Annotated in this window: 16 protein-coding genes; 14 read left to right on the top strand and 2 right to left on the bottom strand. The window is 72.9% G+C overall.

The window, feature by feature from the left end:
- Positions 1-4 precede the first annotated feature (4 nt).
- From CELGI_RS12460 to CELGI_RS12400, 13 genes are all read left to right on the top strand, one after another.
- Positions 5-523 carry a hypothetical protein gene (locus CELGI_RS12460; protein ID WP_013884486.1) on the top strand — a complete coding sequence of 173 codons (519 nt, stop codon included), beginning with the start codon at positions 5-7 and terminating at the stop codon, positions 521-523.
- Between the two features lie 83 nt (positions 524-606).
- On the top strand, positions 607-1473 hold the full coding sequence (gene atpB, locus CELGI_RS12455) for a F0F1 ATP synthase subunit A (protein WP_013884485.1): 867 nt from the start codon (positions 607-609) through the stop codon (positions 1471-1473).
- 97 nt (positions 1474-1570) lie between these two features.
- Positions 1571-1816, top strand: coding sequence for an ATP synthase F0 subunit C (atpE, locus tag CELGI_RS12450; RefSeq protein ID WP_013884484.1), 246 nt, complete (start codon positions 1571-1573; stop codon positions 1814-1816).
- Positions 1817-1818: 2 nt separating this feature from the next.
- Positions 1819-2388, top strand: a complete 570-nt coding sequence (locus tag CELGI_RS12445) for a F0F1 ATP synthase subunit B (protein WP_013884483.1) — start codon at positions 1819-1821, stop codon at positions 2386-2388.
- Positions 2388-3200 carry a F0F1 ATP synthase subunit delta gene (locus CELGI_RS12440; RefSeq protein ID WP_013884482.1) on the top strand — a complete coding sequence of 271 codons (813 nt, stop codon included), beginning with the start codon at positions 2388-2390 and terminating at the stop codon, positions 3198-3200. Before CELGI_RS12445 ends, CELGI_RS12440 begins: the two co-directional genes overlap by 1 nt.
- A 57-nt stretch (positions 3201-3257) precedes the next feature.
- A complete protein-coding gene (gene atpA, locus CELGI_RS12435; protein ID WP_013884481.1) occupies positions 3258-4886 on the top strand; it encodes a F0F1 ATP synthase subunit alpha in 1629 nt (542 codons plus the stop codon).
- A gap of 4 nt (positions 4887-4890) precedes the next feature.
- On the top strand, positions 4891-5790 hold the full coding sequence (locus CELGI_RS12430; protein ID WP_013884480.1) for a F0F1 ATP synthase subunit gamma: 900 nt from the start codon (positions 4891-4893) through the stop codon (positions 5788-5790).
- A gap of 67 nt (positions 5791-5857) precedes the next feature.
- The gene (gene atpD / locus CELGI_RS12425; RefSeq protein ID WP_013884479.1) at positions 5858-7345 is read left to right on the top strand and encodes a F0F1 ATP synthase subunit beta; all 1488 of its coding nucleotides are present in this window, start codon (positions 5858-5860) and stop codon (positions 7343-7345) included.
- Entirely contained in the window at positions 7345-7626 is a 282-nt protein-coding gene (locus CELGI_RS12420) for a F0F1 ATP synthase subunit epsilon (RefSeq protein WP_013884478.1), read from the top strand. The genes atpD and CELGI_RS12420 overlap by 1 nt, the downstream gene beginning before the upstream one ends.
- A gap of 13 nt (positions 7627-7639) precedes the next feature.
- Positions 7640-8053, top strand: coding sequence for a DUF2550 domain-containing protein (locus CELGI_RS12415; protein ID WP_013884477.1), 414 nt, complete (start codon positions 7640-7642; stop codon positions 8051-8053).
- 25 nt (positions 8054-8078) lie between these two features.
- Positions 8079-8774: an endonuclease NucS gene (nucS, locus tag CELGI_RS12410; RefSeq protein WP_013884476.1), complete on the top strand. Its 696-nt coding sequence runs from the start codon at positions 8079-8081 to the stop codon at positions 8772-8774.
- 61 nt (positions 8775-8835) lie between these two features.
- On the top strand, positions 8836-9324 hold the full coding sequence (locus CELGI_RS12405) for a hypothetical protein (protein ID WP_013884475.1): 489 nt from the start codon (positions 8836-8838) through the stop codon (positions 9322-9324).
- Positions 9325-9385: 61 nt separating this feature from the next.
- On the top strand, positions 9386-10597 hold the full coding sequence (locus CELGI_RS12400) for an N-acetylglucosamine-6-phosphate deacetylase (RefSeq protein ID WP_013884474.1): 1212 nt from the start codon (positions 9386-9388) through the stop codon (positions 10595-10597).
- A gap of 7 nt (positions 10598-10604) precedes the next feature.
- Here the strand turns inward: CELGI_RS12400 and tatA are convergent, their stop codons facing one another.
- Positions 10605-10847 carry a Sec-independent protein translocase subunit TatA gene (gene tatA / locus CELGI_RS17630; protein ID WP_013884473.1) on the bottom strand — a complete coding sequence of 81 codons (243 nt, stop codon included), beginning with the start codon at positions 10845-10847 and terminating at the stop codon, positions 10605-10607.
- 177 nt (positions 10848-11024) lie between these two features.
- Positions 11025-13877, bottom strand: coding sequence for a glycoside hydrolase family 3 C-terminal domain-containing protein (locus CELGI_RS12390; RefSeq protein ID WP_013884472.1), 2853 nt, complete (start codon positions 13875-13877; stop codon positions 11025-11027).
- Between the two features lie 448 nt (positions 13878-14325).
- On the opposite strand from CELGI_RS12390, the gene CELGI_RS12385 reads away from it, so the two are divergent.
- Positions 14326-15996: an extracellular solute-binding protein gene (locus CELGI_RS12385; RefSeq protein WP_013884471.1), complete on the top strand. Its 1671-nt coding sequence runs from the start codon at positions 14326-14328 to the stop codon at positions 15994-15996.
- Positions 15997-16053: the final 57 nt, after the last annotated feature.

Below are 16053 nucleotides of genomic sequence, written 5' to 3'. Positions count from 1 at the left end.
ACCCATGAGCGACGCGACCCCCGCACCCGACCCGACGTCCGTCCCGGACGGCCCCACGCACGACACGAGCGTCGAGCAGGTGTTCCGCACGTCGCTGCGCACCGTGCTCTGGCTGCTGGCCGGCCTCACGGTGCTCGGCGTCGGCATCGGGCTCGCCGTGGCGGGCTCCGCGGGCCTGTGGGGTGCGTTGATCGGCGTGGGCCTCGCGCTCGTGTTCTCGGGCACGACGATCGTCGCGATGCTGCGCACGCTGCGCTCGAGCCCGGCCGCCATGGCGGGCGTGGTGATGGGGACGTGGCTCGCCAAGGTCGTCGTCGTGGTGGTGGTGCTGGCGCTGATCAAGGACCAGGACTTCTACTCCAAGCCCGTGCTCGCGGTGGTGCTGCTGGTGGGCGTGCTCGGCTCGGCGTACCTCGACTACCGGGCCGTCACGCGCGCGCACGTGCCCTACGTCGAACCGGCCCCGGCGAAGGCGGCCGAGCCGGGCGAGGGCATGATCGACGACGGTCGCGCGAACTCGTAGGACGATCGTCCTGCGGGAGGCAGGGGGCACTGCCAAGGATGGGTTAGGCTTCCTCCGATCCCAGACGGCCAGACGTCCATGGTGTGCCCGCGAGGAAGCACGGCACCCGGCGCCACGACCACCAGGAGCACCCGCTGTCCAGCCTCGCGACCGTCCTGCCACTCGCGTCATCCGAGGGCGGCAACGGTTTCCACGCGCCGTCGATCGTCGACTTCTTCCCGCCCCCGATCCTGTTCGAGGGCACGCCGTTCGAGCTCAACCGTCTGCAGCTGGTCCGGCTCGTCGCGGCCGTCGTCCTGGTGATCGTGTTCGTGGTCGCCGCACGCCGCGCGAAGCTGGTCCCCGGCCGGTTCCAGAACGTCATCGAGATGGGCATGGACTTCGTCCGCGTGAACATCGCCGAGGAGATCCTCGGCAAGGAGCGCGCCCGGGAGCACGTCGCTCTGCTGACGACGATGTTCTTCGCGATCCTCGCGTTCAACCTCACCGGCATCGTGCCCGGCCTCAACATCGCCGGCACGTCGCTGATCGGCCTGCCCGTGCTGCTCGCGCTGTGGGCGTACGTGCGCTACCTGAGCGCGGGGGTCAAGGCGCAGGGTCTGGGCGGCTTCCTCAAGGCCAGCCTGTTCCCGCCCGGCGTGCCGTGGTTCATGTACGTGCTGCTCACGCCGATCGAGTTCCTCACCGTCTTCATCATCCGGCCGGCGACGCTCGCGATCCGACTCATGGCCAACATGGTCGCGGGTCACCTCATGCTCGTGCTCTGCTTCTCGGCGACGCAGTACTTCCTGCTCGACGCGTCGGGCGCGATGAAGGGGTTCAGCGCGGTCACGCTCAGCGCGGGCATCGCGATGACGCTCTTCGAGCTGTTCGTCGGAGCCCTGCAGGCCTACATCTTCGTCGTGCTCACGGCGGTCTACATCAGCCTGTCGGTCGAGGAAGAGCACTAGTCCTCACGTACCACCCACCCCAGGGGCCCCAGCGGCCCCGCCCACGGACGAGTAGCCGGCCGGCCGGTCGGATACCCAACGGAAGGAACGAGCAATCGTGGCTCTTGCGGAGACCATCCTCGCGGCCGAGAACGCCATCTCGGGCAACATCGCGACCGTCGGCTACGGCCTCGCGGTCATCGGCCCGGGTATCGGCCTGGGCATCCTGATCGGCAAGACGATCGAGGGCATCGCACGTCAGCCCGAGGTCGCCGGCCAGCTGCGCACCACCATGTTCATCGGTATCGGCTTCGTCGAGGTCCTCGGCCTCCTCGGCCTCATCACCGGGTTCCTCTTCTCGTGAGCATGGCCGCGATCTCCGCGGCTGTCGTGACGGCCGCGGAGTCCACCGAGCCCAAGGGCATGGACCTGCTGGTGCCGGCGTCCTACGACCTGCTCTGGTCGGCCGTCGTCCTGCTGATCATCGCCATCCCGTTCTTCCGCTACGCGCTCCCGGCCCTGAACAAGGTCCTGGACGAGCGCACCGCGAAGATCGAGGGCGGTCTCGCCAAGGCCGAGAAGGCCCAGGCCGAGGCCGCGGCAGCGCGTGACGAGTACAACCAGCAGCTCGCCGAGGCCCGTGCCGAGGCCGCGCGCATCCGTGAGGACGCGCGCGTCGAGGGCGGCCAGATCGTCAGCGAGCTGCGGGGCAAGGCGCAGGACGAGGCGGCGCGCATCACCGAGACCGCCAAGCGCCAGATCGAGGCGGAGCGCCAGCAGGCGGCCGTCCAGCTGCGCACCGACGTCGGCACGCTCGCGACGCAGCTCGCGTCGAAGATCGTCGGCGAGTCGCTCGAGGACGAGGCGCGCCGCTCGCGCGTCGTCGACCGCTTCCTCGACGAGCTCGAGGCGTCGACCGCCGGACAGGGGAAGTGATGCGCGGAACCTCTCGCGCCTCGCTGGCGGCGGTCGAGGAGCGGCTCGAGCCGGTCCTGACCGCCGCCGGCACCCGGTCGTCGGAGCTGGGCGAGCAGCTGTTCGCGCTCGTCGACGCGCTCGACTCGTCGGCCGCGCTGCGGCGCACGCTCGGCGACCCGTCGATCGACGGCGACGCCAAGGCGTCGCTCGTGGCCCAGCTGCTCGGCACCGCCGACCCGCTGGTCGTCACGGTCGCGCAGGAGCTCGTGCGGGCTCGGTGGTCGGCCGACGCGGACCTCGCGGAGGCCGCCGAGCGACTCGGCTTCCACGCGGTCCTGGCCTCGGCCGAGGCCGACGGCGTGCTCGCCGAGGTCGAGGAGGAGCTGTTCCGCCTCACCCGGGCGCTCGCCGGCCAGCGTGACGTGCGCCGCACGCTGTTCGACCCCGCGATCCCGGGCGATGCCCGCGGCTCGCTGGTCGACGGCATCCTCGCGGGCCGCGGCACGGCACAGACGGCGATCCTGGCGCGCCGCGCCGCGGTCGCCCCCCGGGGCCGCCGCTACGTGGCGACGCTGGGCCACCTCGCGGACCTGATCGCGGAGCGGCGCAACCGCCAGGTGGCCACGGTCACCTCGGCGACCGCGCTCGACGCGGCCCAGCGCGAGCGACTCACCCAGATCCTGAGCGAGGCGTACGGCCGCGAGATCCAGCTCAACGTGATCCTGGACCCGCAGGTGCTGGGCGGACTGCGCATCCAGGTGGGCCCGCAGGTGGTCGACTCCACCGTGCTGTCCCGCCTCGCCGACGCCCGACGACGACTCGCCGGCTGACCCGGCACCCCAGAACGCGGTGCCCGCGGACGCGGGCCCCATTGACAGGAGAGAGCAATGGCTGAGCTGACGATCAGGCCGGAGGAGATCCGCGCCGCGCTGGACAGCTTCGTGAAGGCCTACGAGCCCACGGGTGCGGTCGCCGAAGAGGTCGGGCGCGTGACCCTCGCGGGCGACGGCATCGCGCAGGTCGAGGGCCTGCCCGGTGCGATGGCCAACGAGCTGCTGCGGTTCGAGGACGGCACGCTCGGTCTCGCCCTGAACCTCGACGTGCGCGAGATCGGCGTCGTGGTGCTGGGCGAGTTCTCCGGCATCGAGGAGGGCCAGGAGGTCCGCCGGACCGGCGAGGTGCTCTCGGTGCCCGTGGGTGACGGCTACCTGGGCCGCGTGGTGGACCCGCTGGGTCAGCCCATCGACGGTCTGGGCGAGATCGCGGTCGAGGCGCGCCGCGCGCTCGAGCTGCAGGCCCCCGGCGTCATGGCCCGCAAGTCGGTGCACGAGCCGCTGCAGACCGGCATCAAGGCGATCGACTCGATGATCCCGATCGGCCGTGGCCAGCGTCAGCTGATCATCGGCGACCGCCAGACGGGCAAGACGGCGATCGCGATCGACACGATCATCAACCAGAAGGCGAACTGGGAGACCGGCGACCCGACCAAGCAGGTCCGCTGCATCTATGTCGCGATCGGCCAGAAGGGCTCGACCATCGCCTCGGTGCGCGGCGCGCTCGAGGAGGCCGGTGCGCTCGAGTACACGACGATCGTCGCGGCTCCCGCATCCGACCCGGCGGGCTTCAAGTACCTCGCGCCGTACACCGGCTCGGCCATCGGCCAGCACTGGATGTACGACGGCAAGCACGTCCTGATCGTGTTCGACGACCTGTCCAAGCAGGCCGAGGCGTACCGCGCCGTGTCGCTGCTGCTGCGCCGCCCGCCGGGCCGTGAGGCCTACCCGGGTGACGTCTTCTACCTGCACTCCCGGCTGCTCGAGCGCTGCGCGAAGCTGTCCGACGAGCTGGGCGCGGGCTCGATGACGGGTCTGCCGGTCATCGAGACCAAGGCGAACGACGTCTCGGCGTACATCCCGACCAACGTCATCTCGATCACCGACGGCCAGATCTTCCTGCAGTCGGACCTGTTCAACGCCGACCAGCGCCCGGCCGTCGACGTCGGCATCTCGGTGTCCCGCGTCGGTGGTGCCGCGCAGGTCAAGGCAATGAAGCAGGTCTCCGGCACGCTCAAGCTCGACCTGGCGCAGTTCCGCTCGCTCGAGGCGTTCGCGATGTTCGCGTCCGACCTGGACGCGACGTCGCGCGCGCAGCTGGCGCGTGGCTCGCGCCTGACCGAGCTGCTCAAGCAGCCGCAGTACACGCCGTACCCGGTCGAGGACCAGGTCGCGTCGATCTGGGCGGGCACCAAGGGCCACCTGGACGACGTGCCGATCGAGGACGTCAAGCGCTTCGAGGCCGAGCTCCTGGACCACCTGCGCCGCCACACGGACGTGCTCACCACGATCGCGGAGACGGGCAAGCTCGACGACGCGACCGAGCAGTCGCTCGCGGGCGCCGTGTCCGACTTCCGCAACGGCTTCCTCAAGTTCGACGGCACGCCGCTGGTCGGCGGCGGCGACGAGGACGCCGAGGTCGAGGTCGAGCAGGAGCAGATCGTCCGGCAGAAGAAGGCCTGAGCACATGGCCGGTTCGCAGCGCGTCTACAAGCAGCGCATCAAGTCCACCCAGTCGCTCAAGAAGATGTTCCGGGCGCAGGAGCTCATCGCCGCCTCGCGCATCGGGCGGGCTCGCGACCGGGTGGCGATGGCGTCGCCGTACTCGCGGGCGATCACCCGGGCGGTCTCGGCCGTGGCCACGCACTCGAACGTGTCCCACCCGTTCCTCATGGAGCGCACGGACACCCAGCGGGTCGCGGTCCTGCTCGTCGCGTCCGACCGCGGCATGGCGGGCGCCTACTCGGCGAGCGTCATCCGGGAGACCGAGCGGCTCATCGAGCGGCTGCAGGGCCAGGGCAAGCAGGTCGACCTGTTCGTCTCGGGCCGGCGGGCCGTGAGCTACTACACGTTCCGTCAGCGCGAGCTGGCGGCGCAGTGGACGGGCTCGTCGGACGCGCCCACGTCGCAGGTCGCGGTCGAGATCGCCGACGAGCTGCTCGAGCGCTTCCGGGCGCCGGCCGACGAGGGTGGCATCGCCGAGGTCCACGTCGTCTACACGCAGTTCGTCAACATGGTGACGCAGCGTCCGCGCGTCATCCGGCTGCTGCCGCTCGAGGTCGTGGAGGGGGTCGCGCCCGCGGGCGAGTCCGGCCCGCTCCCGCTGTACGACTTCGAGCCCAGCCCGGAGGTCGTGCTCGACGCGCTGCTGCCGCGGTACGTGCGGGCCCGCATCTTCGCGTGCCTGCTGCAGGCCGCGGCGTCCGAGCTCGCCGCGCGCCAGCGCGCCATGCACACGGCGACGGACAACGCCGAGGACCTCATCCGCATGTACACCCGGCTCGCCAACCAGGCGCGCCAGGGCGAGATCACCCAGGAGATCAGCGAGATCGTCTCGGGCGCGGACGCGCTCGCCTCGGCCTCCTGACCGCCCCACAGCCATCGGAATGACCACGCCGGGGTCGAGCACCCCGCGACGAGAAAGCAGGCCAGACATGACCGCCACCACCGTCGACGAGACGGCCGCCGCCGCCGGCACGCCCGGCGTCGGTCGCGTCGCCCGCGTGATCGGCCCCGTCGTGGACATCGAGTTCCCGGCGGACCAGATCCCCGAGATCTACAACGCGCTCACGGTCGACATCGACCTGTCCGCCCAGGGCGAGGGTGAGGGCCAGGGCGTCCTGCACATGACCCTCGAGGTCGCGCAGCACCTGGGCGACTCGCTGGTCCGTGCGATCGCGCTCAAGCCGACCGACGGCCTGGTCCGCGGCGCCAAGGTGACCGACACGGGTGCGCCGATCTCGGTGCCGGTCGGCGACGTGACCAAGGGCAAGGTCTTCAACGTCACGGGTGACGTGCTGAACCTGGCCGAGGGCGAGACGCTCGAGATCACCGAGCGCTGGCCCATCCACCGCCGGCCCCCGGCCTTCGACCAGCTCGAGTCCAAGACCCAGATGTTCGAGACGGGCATCAAGGTCATCGACCTGCTGACCCCCTACGTGCAGGGCGGGAAGATCGGCCTGTTCGGCGGTGCGGGCGTCGGCAAGACGGTCCTCATCCAGGAGATGATCCAGCGCGTCGCGCAGGACCACGGCGGTGTGTCGGTCTTCGCGGGCGTCGGCGAGCGCACGCGTGAGGGCAACGACCTCATCGTCGAGATGGAGGAGGCGGGCGTCTTCGACAAGACCGCGCTCGTCTTCGGCCAGATGGACGAGCCGCCCGGCACGCGTCTGCGCGTGGCCCTCTCGGCGCTGACGATGGCGGAGTACTTCCGCGACGTGCAGAACCAGGACGTGCTGCTCTTCATCGACAACATCTTCCGGTTCACGCAGGCCGGTTCCGAGGTGTCGACGCTGCTGGGCCGCATGCCGTCCGCGGTGGGCTACCAGCCGAACCTCGCCGACGAGATGGGCCTCCTGCAGGAGCGCATCACCTCGACGCGCGGTCACTCGATCACCTCGCTGCAGGCGATCTACGTCCCCGCTGACGACTACACGGACCCGGCGCCGGCGACGACGTTCGCGCACCTGGACGCCACCACGGAGCTCTCGCGTGAGATCGCGTCGCGCGGTCTGTACCCCGCCGTGGACCCGCTGACCTCCACGAGCCGCATCCTCGACCCGCGGTACGTCGGCCAGGAGCACTACGACGTCGCGACGCAGGTCAAGTCGATCCTGCAGCGCAACAAGGAGCTCCAGGACATCATCGCGATCCTCGGTGTCGACGAGCTGTCGGAGGAGGACAAGACCGTCGTCGCGCGGGCGCGTCGCATCCAGCAGTTCCTCTCGCAGAACACCTACATGGCCGAGAAGTTCACGGGCGTCTCCGGCTCCACGGTGCCGGTGTCCGAGACGGTCGAGGCGTTCAAGAAGATCGCCGCGGGCGAGTTCGACCACATCGCCGAGCAGGCGTTCTTCAACATCGGTGGTCTCGAGGACCTCGAGAAGAACTGGGCGCGCATCCAGAAGGAGTACGGCGTCTGATGGCCGACTCGCTCGAGGTCGACCTCGTCGCCGCGGACGGCAAGGTCTGGTCGGGTCCCGCCCGCCAGGTCTCGGCGCCCGCGGCCGACGGGGAGATCGGCATCCTCGCCGGGCACACGCCGATCCTGTCGGTGCTGCGTGCCGGTGAGGTGCGCGTGCGCACGTCCGGCGGCCAGGTGCACGCCTGGCACGTGGACGGCGGCTTCCTCTCGGTGGACTCCGACCGCGTGACCGTCGTGGTGGACTCGCTGTCCGAGTCCGCCGCGGCCCCGACGCACTGAGGACCTTCGCCAGGTGCCCGGGCCGCTCGTCCTCGTCGTCGCCTCGTGCGTCGTCGTGGTGCTGGCCGGCGCGGGTGCCTGGTGGTCGCGCCGGCAGACGCTGGACCGCCGCGTGGGGTCGTTCCGGTGCAACCTGCGCCGCGGCTCTCGCTGGCCCAGCGGCGTCGCGCAGTACGGCGCGGCCGACCTGTACTGGTGGCGCTTCTGGTCGCTCGCACCGCGTCCCGCGCGGCGCTGGGACCGCTCGGGGCTGGCGATCGTCGGGCGGGAGCCCGCCGCCCCGGGCTCGGACGTGCTCCTGGTGACGTGCCGCGGCGTGTCCGGCGGCGCCGAGGTGGAGTTCGTCCTCAGCATGTCGCGGGAGGCGTACGCGGGTCTGCTGTCCTGGATCGAGGCCACGCCGCAGCGCGTGGGCTCCGTCATCTGATCCGCGCCGTCCGGCTGGAGGTCCTGTGCGTCTCGTCGTCGCGTCCTGCGCCGCCCGCTACACCGGGCGGCTCGCGGCGCACCTGCCGCGCGCCACGCGTCTTCTCGTGGTCAAGGCGGACGGCAGCGTGCTGCTGCACTCCGACGGCGGCTCCTACAAGCCGCTCAACTGGATGAGCCCGCCGTGCTCGCTCGCGGTGCTCGAGCCCGACGACGAGCAGCGGACCGCGGGTGTCACGGCCGTCTGGACCGTGCAGCACGCGAAGTCCGACGACCGGCTCGAGATCGAGCTGTACGACGTGCTGCACGACAGCGCGCACGACCTGGGCGTGGACCCGGGCCTGGTCAAGGACGGCGTCGAGGCCCACCTGCAGACGTTGCTCGCGGCGCAGATCGGGTTGCTCGGTGCGGGCCACGTGCTGGTGCGCCGCGAGTACCCGACCGCGATCGGCCCGGTCGACATCCTGGCCAAGGACCCGGCGGGCGGGTCCGTGGCGGTCGAGATCAAGCGCCGCGGGGACATCGACGGCGTGGAGCAGCTCACGCGCTACCTCGAGCTCCTCAACCGGGACCCGCTGCTCGCGCCGGTGCGCGGGGTGTTCGCCGCGCAGGAGATCAAGCCGCAGGCGCGCGTGCTCGCGACGGACCGCGGCATCGCCTGCCTGACGTTGGACTACGACGCGATGCGCGGCGTGGACGACGTGGACTCCCGCCTGTTCTGACCGCCCGGCACGCGGTACGGACACGGGTGCGCAGCGCCGTCGCGCACGTCAGGATGACGGGATGACACCGCGCCGCCCGCTCGTCGACGACGCCGCGTTCGCGCTCGGCGGCTACCTGCGCGCGATGCTGCTGTTCGCGGTCCTCATGCTCACCTGGGCGCTCGCGAGCGACGCGGGGTCCGCCGCGGCGTTCGTGGCGGTCACGCTGACGCTCGGACTGCTGCCGTCGTTCGTCGTGGGCGTGCCGGTCGCGATCCTGCTCGAGCGGTGGCGCGTGCCGGAGCCGGTGCGCTACGGGGCGTACGCGGTGCTGGCCGCGCTGCTCCCCGCCGCGGTGCTCCTGGCGATGGACGTCCAGGCGCTGTCCGGCCCGTCCGGGCTGGGCGCGATGGCGGGCGCGCTGGGCGGGACCGCGGCCGTCGCGACCGTCGCCGCCCGCTGGTGGTCGGTGCGCGCGCGCCGACGCCGGGAGGCGCTGCGGGCCGCGGGCGGTGGCAGGGAGCCCGACGAGGCGGTGGAGGACCGCGAGGTCGACGCCGCGACCGCCTGACGGCGCACCGCGGCCCGTCGGTCCCGGCCCGCGCCGCCCACCGCTGAGCCACAATGGCCCGGTGACCGAGCACACCGCGTCCCCGTCCCTGCTGCGCGGACGGGTCGTGACGCCGTCCACCGTGATCGCCGACGGCGTCGTCGTGATCGAGGGCGAGCGGCTGGCCTGGGTCGGGCCCGCCGAGCGCCTGCCCGCCGGACTGACGGCGCCCGCCGCGAGCGACCTGACGCTGCTGCCGGGGCTCGTCGACCTGCACTGCCACGGCGGCGGCGGCACGAGCTTCCCGGATGCGGTCACCGCGGCGGAGGTCGCGCAGGCGGCGGACGAGCACCTGCGGCACGGCACGACGACGCTCGTGGCGTCGCTGGTCACGGCTCCTGCCGACGTGCTGCTCGCGCGTACGGCGCTGCTCGCCGACGCCGCGGACGCGGGCGTGGTCGCCGGCATCCACCTGGAGGGGCCGTTCCTGTCAGCGGACCGGTGCGGTGCGCAGAACCCGGCGGACATGCTCGCGGGCGATCCCGCGCTGGTCCGCAGCATCGCGCACGCCGCGCGCGGCCACCTGGTGACCATGACGGTGGCTCCCGAGGTCGACGGCGCGCACGACGTGCTCGAGGCGCTGGTCGAGGCCGGCGCGCTGCCGTCGATCGGGCACACCGACGCGAGCGCCGAGCAGGTGGACGCCGCCGCGGACCGGACGTTCGACCTGCTGGCCGCGAGCGACGCGGCGCGCAGCGAGCGGCCCACCGCGACGCACCTGTTCAACGGCATGCGGCCGGTGCACCACCGGGACCCGGGTCCGGTCACGGCGTGCCTGGCGGCCGCCGCGCGCGGCGAGCTCGTCGTGGAGCTCGTCGCCGACGGCACGCACCTGGCGGCCGGCACGGTCCGCGCGGTGTTCGACCTGCTGGGCGCAGACTCGATCGCGCTGGTCACGGACGCGATGGCGGCGGCCGGCATGCCCGACGGCGACTACCAGCTGGGTCCGATGGCGGTCCGCGTCGCGGACGGCGTGGCCCGGATCGTCACCGAGGACGGTCAGGCGGGTGCGATCGCGGGCGGCACCGCGCACCTGCTCGACGTGCTGCGGTTCGTCGTGACGCACGGCGTGCCCCTGGTCGAGGCGGTGCGCGCCGCGGCCACGACGCCCGCGACCGTGCTGGGCCGCCGGGACGTCGGTGCGCTCGCCGCGGGCCGCCGCGCGGACGTCCTCGTGGTGGACGACGCGCTGCGCCCGCTGCGCGTGCTGCGCGCGGGGCGTCAGGTCGGCTGACCCGGGCTCACGCCGCCGGGCGGTCCTCGGGGACGACCGGCTCGGGGCGCAGGGCGACGGCCGGGGCGGCGGGTGCCGCGACGACCGGGCGCGCGGGCTCGTCGTCCGCGAGGTCCTTGATCTCCGACTTGAAGATCCGGAGGGACTGACCGATGCCCTGGGCGAGCTCGGGCAGGCGCTTGGCGCCGAACAGCAGGATCAGCACGCCGACGAGGACGATGACGTGCCAGGCGGACAGGTTCTTGAGCACGGGGGGCTCCTGGGGACGTGGGCCCGGTCGTCGTCGACCGGGGCCCGGCGGATGGTGCGTGCAGGTCGTGCCAGCGCATGCCCGTGCTCTCGCGAACCAGGGACCGGCCGGGGGGGCGCGTCGGCGTCGAAGCGCTTCGACGCTCATCGTGCGCCCCCGGCCGGGCGCCGTCAAGCATCAGGACGTCAGCTCGACCGCCCCCACCCTGACGGCGCCGACGAGCTCGAGGCGCAGGTCGTGCACGTCGCCGGCGGGCAGGTCCTGCAGCGGAGCGGACCGCTCGCTCCAGTCCCACCGGCCGCCACCGGCGGCGGCGTCGAGGGTGGCGAGCGTGCGCCAGCCGGTGCCGACCCGGACGGCCAGGCGCACCTGAGCGACGCCGGGTCCCGTACGCGCGAGCACGCCGCGCAGGCCACGCGCTCTGCGCACGTCGCACGTCCAGAGCTCGACGGTCCCGCTGGTGCGCCGGCGCGCGACCTGCACCGCGGTGCCCTCGGTGCGGTGCCAGGCCGAGAGCTCGACGTCGGTGAACGCGTCGCCGTCCGCCGCCCGCACCGCGCGCCCGACGACCGTGCGCGGCGGCACGGGCGCGCCCGCGACCTCGAGCGTGAGCGCATGGGGCAGGTCGGTGGCCGAGGCGCCGACGCGCAGCTCGTACGGCCCGGGCTCGACCACCAGCAGGTCGCGCGTGACGTCCCACGTGGCGAGGCGCTCGAGCCGCACGGGCACGTCCACCTCGGCCTCGCCGCCGGCCGGGACCAGGACGCGCACGTGCGCGACCAGCCGGTGGCCGAACGGGAGGCGGTGCGCGGGCGCGTCGGCGTAGACCTGCACCAGCTCGTGCGCGTCGCGCGGGCCGTCGTTCCGCAGCGCGACGCGGACGGCCGTGTGGTCGGCCACGTCCGGGTCCACGGGCGCCGGGTCGACGAGGCGCGCCCCGACGTACCGGACGTCGCCGTACGTGAGGCCGTGCCCCAGCGCGTAGCGCGGCGCGTGCGCGGCGTACCAGGTGGTGTGCCCGCCGGCGATCACGTCGTAGTCGAACAGGTCGCCGACGTCCGCGCTCGCGCGCGGCCAGGCCTGCGTGAGGCGTCCGCGCGGCTCCTCGTCCCCGGTGAGCACGTCGGTCAGGCCGTGCCCCAGCTCCTGACCGCCGTGCGACGTCCACACGACCGCGTCGGCGTCGAGGTCCGGGGGCAGCACGTAGGGGTAGGAGGACACGACGAGCAGCACGCGGCGCGGGCCGTCCGCCCCGCCGTCGCGTGCGGCGCGCCACAGCGCGAGCATCGACCCGGGCAGCTCGAGCGAGGGACGGTCGGCGGTCTCGCGGCCGCCCAGGTGCGGGTCGTTCCCCACCGCGACGACGACCACGTCGGCGTCGGCGCACGCGTCGCGCACGGCCTGCGCGCCCGAGACCAGCACCTCGGCCGTGAACCGGTCGGCCTGCTCCGGGGTCTCGCCGTCCGCGACGAGCGTGCCCGCCTCGTCGTGCTGCACCCGCAGCCACTTGCCCGAACCGGCGTGCTGCAGCGACCACGTGCCGTCGGCGTGCACCTGGCGCCGGAACGCCTCCTGGGCCACCCAGCCGCCCAGCCGGGTCGCGTCCGCGTGCACCACCCACCTCGCGCCGCTCCACAGCAGCCCGCTCCCGGCGACCTGGAGCGACCACAGCCCGTCGCCCCAGTGCGTCAGGTCGTGCTGCGCGGACGCGTCGCTCGCGTCACCGTCCGCGGTGAGCACGTGCGTGGACCCGCTCGCGCGAACCGCGCCGCCGGTGCGGACCGAGCGCAGCACCAGCCGGTCGGCGCCGTCGACCACGCGCACCGCATCCGCGCCCAGACGCTCCGTCAGCGCCGTGCCCAGGCCCACCAGGTACGGCGGCGTGCCCGAGTACCAGTCGTGCAGCGCGCGGTCGGCATGCGGTCCCACCACCGCGACGCGGACGCCCGGCCGCAGCGGCAGGACCCCGTCGTTCTCGAGCACGACGACGCTGCGCGCCACCGCCTCGCGCGCGAGCGCCCGGTGCTCGGGCAGGTCGATGGCGTCCGGACCGACGACGAACGGGTCGAGCTCGGGGTCCAGCTCGGCCGTGCGCAGCCGGAGCTCGAGCTGGCGGGCCACCGCGCGGTCGATCACCGCCTCGTCCAGCAGACCGCGCTCGAGCGCGGCGGTCACGCGCTCGATCGTCGGAGCACTGTCGGCGTCGTTGTCGGTGAACGAGTCGATGCCCGCACGCAGCATCGCGGCGTGCGCCTCGACGTGGTCGTCGTAGTAGCGCTGCAGCGTGACGACGAAGCCCGGCGCGGCCGCGTCGGAGACGATCAGCAGCGAGCCGTCGGCGGCGTCGCGCAGCAGGTCGAGCAGCTCGCCCTGCAGGTGGTTGGGGCGCCCGTCGACGAGGTTGTACGCGGCCATGACCGCACCCGCGGTCGCGGCACGCAGCGGTCCCAGGAACGCGGGCAGCTCGTACTCGTGCAGCACGCGGGGGCGCAGCTGTGAGCTGGTGACCGCTCGGTCGGTCTCGTTGTTGTAGCCGAACGCGTGCTTGAGCGCCGGCACGGTGCGCCAGTACACGGGGTGCCGGCCCCGCAGACCGCGGGCGTACGCGGTCGCGAGCTCCGCGGTGACGTGCGGGTCCTCGCTGAACCCCTCCTCGTTGCGACCCCAGGCGGGGTGGCGCAGCGGGTTGACCACGGGCGCCCAGACGTTGAGCGAGACGGAGGGGTCCGCGGCGTGCTTGGCCCGCAGCTCGACGCCCACCGCGTCGCCGATCCGCTCGAGGAGCTCCGGGTCCCACGTCGCGCCCAGACCCACGGGCTGCGGGTAGACCGTCGCGGTGCCCAGCCAGGACACGCCGTGCAGCACCTCCGCACCCGTGGTGAACGCGCGCAGCCCGAGGCGTTCGACCGCGGGGCCGCGCTGGTGCAGCATCGCGATCTTCTCCGCGGTCGTCAGGCGTGCGACCAGGTCGCGTGCGCGCTCGTCGAACGGGCGGGTCGGGTCGCGGTACAGGGGGGCGTCGGTCGGCACTGCGGACTCCTCGTCGAGTCGGGCACGGGCTGCGGGTGGGGCCGGTGGTGCGCGGCCGGCCGGGCGGACGGCACGGCGTGACCGTGTCGCGGGAGCAGCATGCGTTGAACCGATTCGATGGCGCAAGTCACACGCCGTCCGCGCGGCGAGCGCGGTGCCGGGCGGGCGGCCCGGGGGCGGTTTGCGTGCTGCTGCACCGCCCCGGAACAGGAGGAACCGGTCGGCCGGCGTGAGGCGCAGTACCCGCTGCTGACCTCGGTGGTTGCGCGCGAGCCCGCCCAACCGCTACGTTCCCCGTCGAACCGCTTCGACAATCGGAGTCGGCGGTTCGACGGCCACCGGGAGACCGGGACGGTGCCGGGCCGCAGCCCGGCCGGCACCGGGCCGAGCTGGTTTCCCCCGTGCGCCCCACGCGCCGGGCTCGTCCGCATAAGGGAGTGAGGACGCAATGAACAGCTCCACCCCCCGACCCGGCCGGATCACCGACTTCCAGGTCGGCCGGCGTGGTTTCCTCGGGATGCTCGCGGCCGGTGCGGCCGTCGTCGGCGTCCCGTCGCTGCTGTCCGGCTGCGGCACCGGGGGAGGCGGCGGCGGCGCCGCGGCCCCGTCGGCGCAGGCCACGGTGTCGACGGGCGTGCTGCCGAACTTCTACCCCGTCGAGTACGTCGCGCCGGACTTCCCGAGCGTCAACGGCTCGACGCCCGGGTTCTCGAAGATCCCCGAGTCGTTCGTCGCCTCGGTCAAGACGCCCCCGGGCTCGGGTGCGTCGTTCACCGCGATGACGCCGCTGTGGGGCACCATCCCGCCCACCGACGGCAACAAGTACTACGAGGCCGTCAACGGCATGCTGGGCTCGACGATCACGTTCCAGATCTCGGACGGCAACACGTACGGCGACAAGCTCGCCACGGTGCTCGCGTCCGCCAAGGACGTGCCGGACTGGGTCTGCATCCCGTCGTGGAACATCCCGCCGCGCTTCGGCTCGGAGATCGTGCCGAACCTCTTCCAGGACCTCACCGAGCACCTGGCGGGCGACAAGGTCAAGGACTACCCGAACCTGGCCAACATCCCGACCGCGGCCTGGAAGTTCTGCGTCTTCAACGACCGCCTGTACGGCCTGCCCATGCCGGGCGAGCTCATCACGGACGCGACGTTCTACCGCAAGGACCTGGTCGAGGCGAAGGGTGTCAGCGCCGACGTCAGCACGGCCGACGAGCTGATCGACCTCGCCAAGGAGCTCACGGGCGGGGGCGTGTACGGCGCCGAGGACCTGTGGATCACCGCGACCCAGATGTACGCGGTCCCGCCCAAGTGGAAGGTCGTCGACGGCAAGCTCGTGCACCGCGTCGAGACCGAGGAGTACCGCGCGGCGCTCGACTGGACCGCGCGCCTGTTCGCCTCGGGCGCGGTCCACCCGGACGCGGTCGCGGGCAACACCGCCGAGGCCAAGACGCGGTTCCAGGGCGGCCGCTCGCTCATCATGTCCGACGGCCTGGGCGGCTGGCACGAGGCGTTGCGCGACAACCTGCCCGGCAACCCCGAGTACTGGCAGCAGCCGTTCGCCCCGATCGCGGCCGACGGCGGCACGCCCGTGCTGTGGCAGGGGAACCCGGCCAACATCTTCTCGTTCCTCAAGAAGTCGGACGACCCGGCGCGCGTGACCGAGCTGCTCAAGCTCGCGGACGCGCTCGCGGCGCCGTTCGGCACCACGGAGTTCGACGCGATCAACAACGGTGTCGAGGGCGTGCACTACACGCGCGACGACAAGGGCCTGCCCGTGCCCACCGAGCTCGCCGCGACCGAGCTGCAGCCCACCTACATGTTCCTGGTCGGCCCGCCCATCGCGCAGACGCGTGTGCAGTACCCGGGCTTCGTCGAGGCGTACTGCACGTGGATGGCGGACGCTGCGGCGGCCGTCCAGCAGCCCGCGTTCTTCGCGATGCAGATCGTCGAGCCCGCGCAGTACGCGTCGATCGGCCAGCCGTTCGTCGACCTCGAGAAGGACATCGCCCGGGGCCGCAAGTCGATCGACGACCTCGACTCCGCGGTCTCCACGTGGAAGTCCTCGGGCGGCGAGCAGCTGCGGGAGTTCTACCAGGAGATCCTGGACGCGCAGTGACCGACGCACGACTCACCGACGGAGCCTCCCCCTCGTCCGCCGCACCCGGCGACGAGG

Origin of the sequence: Cellulomonas gilvus ATCC 13127, from assembly GCF_000218545.1 — a bacterium.
Classification (GTDB): domain Bacteria; phylum Actinomycetota; class Actinomycetes; order Actinomycetales; family Cellulomonadaceae; genus Cellulomonas; species Cellulomonas gilvus.
The sequence above is the reverse complement of the archived record's forward strand: the minus strand, read 5'-3'. Positions and strand labels throughout refer to the sequence as shown.